The sequence below is a fragment of the Sulfuritalea sp. genome (assembly GCF_017302275.1).
Classification (GTDB): Bacteria; Pseudomonadota; Gammaproteobacteria; order Burkholderiales; family Rhodocyclaceae; genus Sulfuritalea.
This window is the reverse complement of the sequence record NZ_JAFLDR010000046.1, coordinates 22,495-30,286: the sequence shown is the minus strand read 5'-3', so window position 1 is coordinate 30,286 and position 7,792 is coordinate 22,495. Positions and strand designations below refer to the sequence as shown.

Here is a 7,792-nt window from a genome sequence, read left to right as displayed (position 1 = left end):
GATCGGGGAGCGACATCGTCCTGGGCGGCGCGGGAGACGACGACCTGCTCGGCGACCGCGACATCGCCGGCAACGGACGCGACTGGGCGCTGACCCGCGACACGGCCCAGGAAGGTGGCATCACCCGTTACCGGCACAGCTACGGCGGCGAACTCACCTACAGCGGCGACGCCACCCCGGCCGGCGCCGACATACTCTATGGAGGCGACGGCAATGACTGGATATTTGCCGGTGGCGGCAACGATGTCCTCGATGGCGGCGCGGACCACGACGTGCTGTTTGGCGAGGCGGGCAATGACATCGTCGAAGGCGGCGACGGCAACGACGTTCTCAGCGGTGACGAAATCGACGACGGCACCCCTGGTGGCCTCGCCGGCGCTTTCCACGGCGCCGACTACCTTGACGGCGGCGACGGCGCCGACAAACTCAGCGGCAACGGTGGCGCCGACGACCTCTTCGGCGGCGCCGGCAACGACGAAATCGCCGGCGATGACACCGTCACCCCCGGCCAGTATCACGGTGCCGACTATCTCGACGGCGAAGATGACAACGACAGGCTCTGGGGCCAGGGCGGCAATGATGAACTGTTCGGCGGCGCCGGCAATGACCATCTCGAAGGCGACTACGACAGCCAGAAACTCGCCGGGGCTTTCCACGGCGCCGACTATCTGGATGGGGAGGATGGCAACGACGAACTGATCGGCGGCGGTGGCAACGACACCCTCCATGGCGGCGCGGGCGACGATGTCCTGGCGGGAGATGACACCGCCGACGCGCCGCTGGCTGCGCAGTACCACGGCAATGACCTGCTCGACGGCGGCGACGGCAAGGACAGCCTCTACGGCGGCCGCGGCAACGATATCCTGCGCGGCGGCGCCGGCACCGACAACCTCGCCGGCGACGCCGGCAACGACACCCTGAGCGGCGGAACCGGCGCGGACAACCTCCTCGGCGGGATCGGCGACGACACCTACATCCTCGCCGCCGGCGATGGCGGCGCCGGGCCCAACGGTGAAATCGAAGCCATCGAGGACAGCGGCGGCAGGGACACCCTGCGCCTGGACGGCATTGCCCCGGCCCAGATCAACGTCAATGTCGCCAATGGTGACATTCTGGTGATCGACTACGGCGCAGCCGACCGCGTCGCGATCATCGACGGCATGGGCGGCGCCATCGAGCGCATCGAGGTCGGCGGCGAGACCTTGAGTTACGCCCAGTTCGTCGGCCGTTACTCGGCCTCCGTGCAATGCGGGGTTAATGCACGGTCGCCAGTAAGAGTCGGCTCTGGCGATACGGCGGTCGACTTCCGGGGGAGGATGGCGGCATGAGCGGACTCTTCTTCTTTGGTGTGATAGCCGCCTGGGGCGCCGTGGCGTTCCTTATGGCGAAGCGAGTCACGCGCCTTGTGCAATCCCGAATTTTGGGATTAGGGCTCGGCGCCTTGGCCTTCGTTCTGATGATCGTTCTGCCCGTGGTCGACGAGATCGTCGGCGGGTACCAGTTCCGGGCATTGTGTCGGCAAAACGCTGTCCTTCGAATTGATGCGGAGAAGGCTAAGGGCCGGAAAGTAAGAGTTGTGTTCGAACCGTTGAATGAGGTGCTGCCGGGAAATGCAATTGCGATCTTTCACTCGCACAAGAGCTATCGGGACGTGGTGACAAACGAAGAGATTGCGAGTAACGAGTGGTACTTAGCGAAGGGCGGCTGGTTTATCCGGCTGCTGGGCGTTTCGGAAACGAATGACCCCATCACCTTTAGTCCATCTGCCTGTTATCCATCTATAACACCACAGGAAATTGCAGGGACTTACGGAATCACGTTGATCAAATAACTACAGGAGAAAGATCATGACGACCATCAACGACACCTATATCAATGCTCTGCTTGCGGATGCGGCTTATGTGACGCAGCTTGTAAATCAAGACCCAGACCTTGCGGCAAAGCTCGCCGCTCGCATGACCCAGCCCCAAGCCACCTTTATCGCAGCGAACTTTTCGGTTGCGTCCCATATTGAGTCGACCACAGGCTCCGGCTTCGACGCTACGGTCTGGAAAGGCAATGTTGATACACCTTATGCCAGCAGAGTTTATGTCTCGATGCGCGGCACGGCCGGTATCGTCGATCTGCTCTCCGACATCGACCTCACTGCCGCGGGTGCGCCGCGTGCCCAATATGTAGATATGGTGAATTGGTGGCTGCGTGTCACTACGTCCAGCAATCTGTATGTGCCGCAAATCCGCCTGGCGTCCGGATTCAATGGCATCTATTTTGAATCCGCAGGAGCTGTCCAGGGCACGGGCGAACTGGCTGGTGTTTCTCATGTAGAGGTAAACGGTCATAGCCTTGGTGGACATCTATCCAGCGCATTTTCCCGTATTTTCGGTGCCAGCGTCGGTATCGATCAGATCACCACCTTCAATAGCGCTGAGTGATAAGGGGTCGGGCTCAAATGGAATTCGGCCCTCGTCGCCGCGCTTGAGCGTTGGACTGATTGACAACATCCGCACATGTTGGCACTATCTCCAACATGAAAGCCGTTCAGCTTGTCAGCACTCGCATCGTCTACTCAGGGTCTGCGTTCGCGGAATTGGTGCTGTGGCGCCTTCCGAGTCCTCTCAAAGGGTCGGCACACGAGTTCAAGTACCGGCTGGCCTATGTCGTACGTGGTGAATGCGTCCTGCGCTACGACAACGAAGCGGGGAAGGGCGATCACCGGCATTTCGGTAAAAAGGAAGGTGGCTACGCTTTTACTACGCCAGATCAATTGATTACCGACTTCCAGAAAGATATTGCGAGGTGGAACCATGAAAACAGTAACTCTTGATGTGCGACCCCCTGTCGACTCCATGGCTGATTTTGCGCAGGCCTGGAAGACAGGAAAAGCCCAGAAGACTGCGCGTATCAGCTTTGCCACTCCCGAGTTGCTGTGGAAGGTGTTGACCGAAAAACGCTGGGAACTGCTCAAGGTGCTTTGCGGGGCAGGGCCGGTGTCCATCCGCGAAGCCGCACGTCGCGCTGAACGCGACGTAAAAGCCGTGCACAGTGACGTCACTGCGCTGCTCAACGCGGGAGTGCTTGGCAAGACGGAGGACGGTCAGGTCGTTTTCCCGTATGAGGCGGTGAAAGTCGAGTTTCTATTGCAAGCCGCGTAGTGCGGGTGATTTCAGTCAATAGGGGCATCATTTCCCTTTCTGCCCTTCGATGAATTCCCGAAAGTCGGCGCTGACCGCACGGCGGATCGACCACTTTTGATCCAGGCACGAGTAATCGAGGCAGGTTCCTTGGGACGGGAAAGTGACTTTGATTCGACTCCACCGAAAGCGCAGCATTGTTGTGCATAGAATAAACCTTGACGCACCACTTGTTTGTACATACACGCTGGCGCGTGAAAGTTGACTTCGACCCGATCAAGAACGAGAGAAACAGCAGGGAACGTCGGCTCTCGTTCGAGCGCGCGGCCGAAGTCGATTTCAATACTGCGCTGGTCCTTACTGATACCTGAAAGGCATGTGGCGAAGCTCGTTACATCGCGCTGTGCTACCTGGACCGCCGGTTGCATGTGCTGTGCTTTACGGAAACCGATTCCGGAATTCGGGTAATCAGCTTCCGCAAGGCAGATACCAGAGAGGCAAGGAGATATGGCAAGCCGCAAGCCCTTGATTGACGCCGACGGCGAGGTTCGCGAACTGTCCGCCGACGATATGGCGAAGTTCCGGCCGGCTGCCGAGGTGTTGCCGTCATCCCTCAAGAAGAAGCTCGGCGTGCGCGGCCCGCAGAAAGCACCGACCAAGGAGCGCATCACCATCCGCTTGTCGCGAGAAGTGGTTGACCAGTTTCGCGAAAGTGGCGATGGCTGGCAAACCCGCGTGGATGCCGCCTTGCGCGAGTGGCTCAAGCATCATTCACCGGCATAGGCCGTTGTGATTCCTGGGCAGCATGATCCGAGTTCGCCGTCCGGTTTCGCGATGCCGGGCGCTCGTGAAACGACGATTACCAAAGCGTCATCATCCTTTACCTGCACCTCAAGCGCTTCGGCGAACTGCATCCGGCGCTCGACATCGAGCTGGTGCCGGTGCTGTTCGCCGGCCTGCTCAAGCACTGGGAGAACAAGGGCCCGGCCGAGATCGTGCCCAAGCGCCTGCATACCTATCGCAGCTGCGTGTGGGCGGCGGCGCAGCATGGCATCCCGTTCCGCATGCCGCCGCGCCATCCCTACAACCCGCTGCACGCGCTGCGCCTGCCGGTGGCGCTGGGCAGCCCGCGCGCGGCGGTCGATGCCGCCTTCGATTTCGTCTTCGGCGAAGGGCGCGACGTCGCCGCGGAATGGCCGGAGTTCTGCGCCCGGCTCGGCGTCGCCGCGGCGCGGGGCGTATTCGGCGTGCCGACGCTGGCCGTGCGCGGCGAGAACTTCTGGGGCAGCGACACCATCGCCTGGTGCAACGCCTACGTCGACGATCCAGGCATGTTCGATTCAGGCGAGATGAAGCGCGCCGCCGAAGTCGATGTCGGCGCCGCGCGCAAGGAAGTTGCCTAGTTTTGCGGCAGCTCGACCGGATGCGTGAATGCCCGGTCGCAGTTCTTCACCGGGGTGTGGCCGCCGAGGCATTTCTGGCGAAGGACGCATCCTTGCCGTAGGCATCTGCGCGGCGACGAAGGCGGAAAAGGCGCCCAGGCGGAGGCGACGGCGGACAGAATTCTTCTCATGGGTGATCTCCGGGGGCAAGGGTGGGGCAGGGCTTACCCGGGTAATGCGAACTCTCGCGGGATATATTCCTCCCGCCGCGCCTTTCAGTGTTGCCGCGCGGGAACGTCGGCGTCGGAGCGCTTCAAAAGTCGGCGCTGGCGACACGGCGGATAGACGCCGGCAAGGCGCCACAATCCGTCGGCGCGCCCCTACGCGTGCTCGCGACAGATCAGCTGACTGTCCTCGGCCGACAAGGCTTCACCCGTGAGGCCGCAACGATGTCCGGCATCGCCGGCCCCGTTCTGGAAATGCCGGCAACCGTGGCAGGCGCCGAAGGTCCTGCCGCCGCGCGACTGTTGCCATCCGGCAAGCAGTTGCGTCAGTGCCGCCTCGGCGGCGTCGCGCTGCGCCGCCGGTAGCGCGGCGGCGGCGGCCCGCCATTCGGCGTCGATGCTGTCGTCGAGTTGCCGCAGTCCGTTGCGCGTCAGCGCCAGGCGCAGCACGCGCCCGTCCTGGGCATCCGCCGCACGCCTGACCCAGCCACGCTCTTCGAGTCGCTTGAGGCTTTGCGAAACCGTGCCCTTGGTCAGTCCCAGATATTCGCCGAGTGCCTGCGGCGTATTGCTGTAGCGGTTGGCCTGGCGCAGGTAATGGAGGATGGTCCATTGCACCGCCGGCAGTCCGGCGGCGACCGCCTGCCTCCGCTGTTCGCTCTGCAGCGCGCGGGACAGGCATGCCAGCAGCGAGTGAAGGCCTTGCGTGTTCATGGCGACATGGTATCGGAACGAAACCTTCTTGACAAATGCAGGTATCGAGTCGATACTGTATTCGGTATCGAGTCGAAACCAATCTTGCCGCAGCGATTTCGGCCCGGTCCTTACCTCAACCAGATCAGGAGAACCCAATGTTCAAGCAGACCGTACTCGCCGTCGCCGTCGCCGCGGCGTCCGTTTCCGCCATCGCCGCCGACGTGGCCTACCCCGAAAAATTCCGTGACGGCAAGCACGTCAAGTCGATGATCATCAACAAGGGGCACCCGCTTTATGGCGCCGTTGGCGGCATGCACCACATCTACGGCAACGCCAAGGCCATGGCCGGCTTCAAGGCGGGCAAGTTCGCCAACGGTTCGGTGATCACCTTCGACCTGTTCGAGGCGGTGGACAAGGACAACGCGGTGTCGGAAGGCGCGCACAAGGCGGTGGTGGTGATGGCCAAGGACAGCGCCATGTTCAAGGCGACCGACGGCTGGGGCTACCAGGTGTTCGACCCGAAGACGAAAAAGGGCAGCCTCGACGCCAAGGCGCAGGCGGACTGCCATGCCTGCCACGTGTCGCAGAAGGACAAGGACTTCGTCTTCAGCGCCCTGCGCGACTAAGGTTCCCGATTGACGCGGCGGGCCGGCTTCCGCGCCGGCCCGCCGCGGGGCTAGGTCGGCGAATGCGCGTCGCGCGCCCGCTGCTTGGCGCCCACGTAGTCGGCGTGCGGGACGTAGAGCAGGTCGGCGATCTTGCGCATGAAGTGCTGTTCGTGGGCGTCGAGGTGGCCGTCGGCGTAGGCGACCTGCCACAGGTATTCGATCACCTGCACTTTCTGTTCGGCGCTGAAGTTCTTGTTGATCAGCGAGGTGAACTGGAAGTAGTCGGTGGCCAGGCGGGCCTCCTCGGCGGCCAGCGCCATCAGCGTATCGACCTGCGCCGCCTCGAGCCCGAACCGGCGTTGCAGCGAGCGCGTCACGGATGCGGTTTCGGCGGCGGTGATGGAGGCGTCCATGCGCATCATTTCCAGCAGCAGCGCGGCAGTGGCGACATGCAACGCGTGTTGCGAATCGGCGCCCGAGCCGGCCGCAGCGGGGGCGATCACCTGGTTGAAGAAATTGCGTATGCCGTCGATCATGGTGTGGAATTTTCCTAAGCAAACGCGGAACAAGTATCTACCGTTCGGGCTGAGCCGTGAGCATCTCGAACGGTCGAAGCCCTCGATTTGACTGGCTTGCGTTTCGACAGGCTCAACGCGAACGGACCAAAACAGTGTGCCCCTACAGGCGCAATGCGCCGGCATAGCCCGTGAGTTCGAGGTAGCCGCGACCGGCAAGGGTACCGCGAATCGCCACCAGTCCCTCCCAGTAGCTGACCGGGAGCGGGCGCCGCGCGGATATTTCCTGGTCATCGGCCACCGGCGTGGTTTCGATGCGCTGCGGGCCGACGCGGATTTCCATCTGCACCGGGTACTGCGCGCCGTTGCGCGGCGAGGTCCAGCGGCGGATCGGCGTGAAGGCCACCTCGCCGGCGCCGAAGCGCGTCAGGCGGCCGTCGGCGTCGCGCAGGCTGGCGTGGGCGTAGAGCGTGTTGCCGCCCGCGTCGCGGATGCGGAAGGCCATCAGCGCACCGCCGTCGTCGAGGTTGATGCCGATCCAGTCCCAGCCGACGGCGCCCGCGGCCAGCACCTCGCTCGACCATTCGTGGTCGAACCAGGCGCGGCCCGTGGCCTCCTGCGTCTTGCCTTCGACGACGAGCCTGCCGCCGACGCGCAGTTGCGGCCAGCTCACGTAATGGCTGGCGAGTTCGGGACGCGGTCCCTTCTGCGACCAACCGTGTTCGCCCTGCAGCAGCAGCGGCTGGGTCGGCGTCAGGCGCAGGTCGAAGGCAAAGGCGGCGTCATGCGCCACGAGCCGGAACTGCTCGTCGGCGCCGGCGCCGCCGCGCCGCATCGACCAGGCGCCGACATGCACGTCGCAGTCGGTGGTGGAGAATCCCGCACCGAGATTCGCGCGCGCGGCGCGTTCGGCATGCAGCAGGCGCTGGCCGGGCCGGGTCAGCGCGGCATGGGCGAACAGGATCTGGCTGGCGGCGATGGGCGAGTCGAGTTCTTCCGCGATGCCCGGACGGCTGCGGAAGAAGGTGAGCTGGAAGCCCATGCCGCCGCCCGGCACGTCCAGCGCGCCGGTGACGTACCACCACTCGGTGCGGAACTCCGGATGCGCGCCGTGGTCGCGCGGGAAGGAAAGTCGCGTGGCGCGGCTTGCCACCGCATGGCGCGGCGCATCGCGGGCGGTGGCCAGCGCGGGCAGCAGCAAGGGGGTGAGCAGGAAGCTGCGGCGTTGCATGGCGG

The 7,792-nt window shown here is 63.6% G+C and carries 12 protein-coding genes and 1 pseudogene; 9 read left to right on the top strand and 4 right to left on the bottom strand.

From position 1 onward, the window contains the following. The 7 genes and pseudogenes from J0M27_RS18465 to J0M27_RS18440 all read left to right on the top strand — a co-directional run. Positions 1–1,328 (top strand): calcium-binding protein (locus J0M27_RS18465; RefSeq protein ID WP_294995223.1); only part of this gene is annotated, 1,328 nt, incomplete at its 5' end. Next, positions 1,325–1,831 carry a hypothetical protein gene (locus tag J0M27_RS18460; RefSeq protein ID WP_294995220.1) on the top strand — a complete coding sequence of 169 codons (507 nt, stop codon included), beginning with the start codon at positions 1,325–1,327 and terminating at the stop codon, positions 1,829–1,831. The genes J0M27_RS18465 and J0M27_RS18460, both read left to right, overlap by 4 nt. A 16-nt stretch (positions 1,832–1,847) precedes the next feature. Continuing rightward, complete coding sequence (locus J0M27_RS18455; protein WP_294995218.1) at positions 1,848–2,432, top strand: hypothetical protein; 585 nt, start codon at positions 1,848–1,850, stop codon at positions 2,430–2,432. Between the two features lie 95 nt (positions 2,433–2,527). Further along, a complete protein-coding gene (locus J0M27_RS18450; RefSeq protein ID WP_294995215.1) occupies positions 2,528–2,824 on the top strand; it encodes a DUF6516 family protein in 297 nt (98 codons plus the stop codon). Next, positions 2,805–3,152 carry a DNA-binding protein gene (locus J0M27_RS18445; protein WP_294995212.1) on the top strand — a complete coding sequence of 116 codons (348 nt, stop codon included), beginning with the start codon at positions 2,805–2,807 and terminating at the stop codon, positions 3,150–3,152. The genes J0M27_RS18450 and J0M27_RS18445 overlap by 20 nt, the downstream gene beginning before the upstream one ends. A 371-nt stretch (positions 3,153–3,523) precedes the next feature. Continuing rightward, a pseudogene (locus tag J0M27_RS21420) lies at positions 3,524–3,664 on the top strand (BrnT family toxin); the annotation flags it as partial. Further along, the gene (locus tag J0M27_RS18440; protein ID WP_294995209.1) at positions 3,639–3,914 is read left to right on the top strand and encodes a BrnA antitoxin family protein; all 276 of its coding nucleotides are present in this window, start codon (positions 3,639–3,641) and stop codon (positions 3,912–3,914) included. The pseudogene J0M27_RS21420 and the gene J0M27_RS18440, both read left to right, overlap by 26 nt. Here J0M27_RS18440 and J0M27_RS18435 read toward each other — a convergent pair. Continuing rightward, the gene (locus J0M27_RS18435; RefSeq protein WP_294995206.1) at positions 3,899–4,045 is read right to left on the bottom strand and encodes a hypothetical protein; all 147 of its coding nucleotides are present in this window, start codon (positions 4,043–4,045) and stop codon (positions 3,899–3,901) included. The genes J0M27_RS18440 and J0M27_RS18435 overlap by 16 nt on opposite strands. A 21-nt stretch (positions 4,046–4,066) precedes the next feature. Between J0M27_RS18435 and J0M27_RS18430 the strand changes: the two genes are divergently transcribed. Then, positions 4,067–4,534 (top strand): hypothetical protein, encoded by a 468-nt coding sequence (locus J0M27_RS18430; RefSeq protein ID WP_294995203.1) that lies wholly within the window; start codon positions 4,067–4,069, stop codon positions 4,532–4,534. A 359-nt stretch (positions 4,535–4,893) separates the two neighbouring features. Here the strand turns inward: J0M27_RS18430 and J0M27_RS18425 are convergent, their stop codons facing one another. After that, positions 4,894–5,451, bottom strand: a complete 558-nt coding sequence (locus J0M27_RS18425) for a MarR family transcriptional regulator (RefSeq protein WP_294995201.1) — start codon at positions 5,449–5,451, stop codon at positions 4,894–4,896. A gap of 137 nt (positions 5,452–5,588) precedes the next feature. Between J0M27_RS18425 and J0M27_RS18420 the strand changes: the two genes are divergently transcribed. After that, positions 5,589–6,059, top strand: a complete 471-nt coding sequence (locus tag J0M27_RS18420; protein WP_294995198.1) for a cytochrome P460 family protein — start codon at positions 5,589–5,591, stop codon at positions 6,057–6,059. Positions 6,060–6,109: 50 nt separating this feature from the next. Here J0M27_RS18420 and J0M27_RS18415 read toward each other — a convergent pair whose 3' ends face one another. Together J0M27_RS18415 and J0M27_RS18410 are read right to left on the bottom strand one after the other, a co-directional pair. Then, positions 6,110–6,577 carry a TerB family tellurite resistance protein gene (locus J0M27_RS18415; protein ID WP_294995195.1) on the bottom strand — a complete coding sequence of 156 codons (468 nt, stop codon included), beginning with the start codon at positions 6,575–6,577 and terminating at the stop codon, positions 6,110–6,112. Positions 6,578–6,719: 142 nt separating this feature from the next. Then, on the bottom strand, positions 6,720–7,787 hold the full coding sequence (locus J0M27_RS18410; protein WP_294995192.1) for a lipocalin-like domain-containing protein: 1,068 nt from the start codon (positions 7,785–7,787) through the stop codon (positions 6,720–6,722). Positions 7,788–7,792 lie beyond the last annotated feature (5 nt).

Excerpts from the sequence above, each read along its gene's own strand:
- J0M27_RS18425 (WP_294995201.1), bottom strand. The coding sequence starts at position 5,451 with ATGAACACGCAAGGCCTTCACTCGCTGCTGGCATGCCTGTCCCGCGCG.
- J0M27_RS18460 (WP_294995220.1), top strand. The coding sequence starts at position 1,325 with ATGAGCGGACTCTTCTTCTTTGGTGTGATAGCCGCCTGGGGCGCCGTG.
- J0M27_RS18455 (WP_294995218.1), top strand. The coding sequence starts at position 1,848 with ATGACGACCATCAACGACACCTATATCAATGCTCTGCTTGCGGATGCG.
- J0M27_RS18445 (WP_294995212.1), top strand. The coding sequence starts at position 2,805 with ATGAAAACAGTAACTCTTGATGTGCGACCCCCTGTCGACTCCATGGCT.
- J0M27_RS18435 (WP_294995206.1), bottom strand. The coding sequence starts at position 4,045 with ATGCAGTTCGCCGAAGCGCTTGAGGTGCAGGTAAAGGATGATGACGCT.
- J0M27_RS18440 (WP_294995209.1), top strand. The coding sequence starts at position 3,639 with ATGGCAAGCCGCAAGCCCTTGATTGACGCCGACGGCGAGGTTCGCGAA.
- J0M27_RS18420 (WP_294995198.1), top strand. The coding sequence starts at position 5,589 with ATGTTCAAGCAGACCGTACTCGCCGTCGCCGTCGCCGCGGCGTCCGTT.
- J0M27_RS18415 (WP_294995195.1), bottom strand. The coding sequence starts at position 6,577 with ATGATCGACGGCATACGCAATTTCTTCAACCAGGTGATCGCCCCCGCT.
- J0M27_RS18410 (WP_294995192.1), bottom strand. The coding sequence starts at position 7,787 with ATGCAACGCCGCAGCTTCCTGCTCACCCCCTTGCTGCTGCCCGCGCTG.
- J0M27_RS18450 (WP_294995215.1), top strand. The coding sequence starts at position 2,528 with ATGAAAGCCGTTCAGCTTGTCAGCACTCGCATCGTCTACTCAGGGTCT.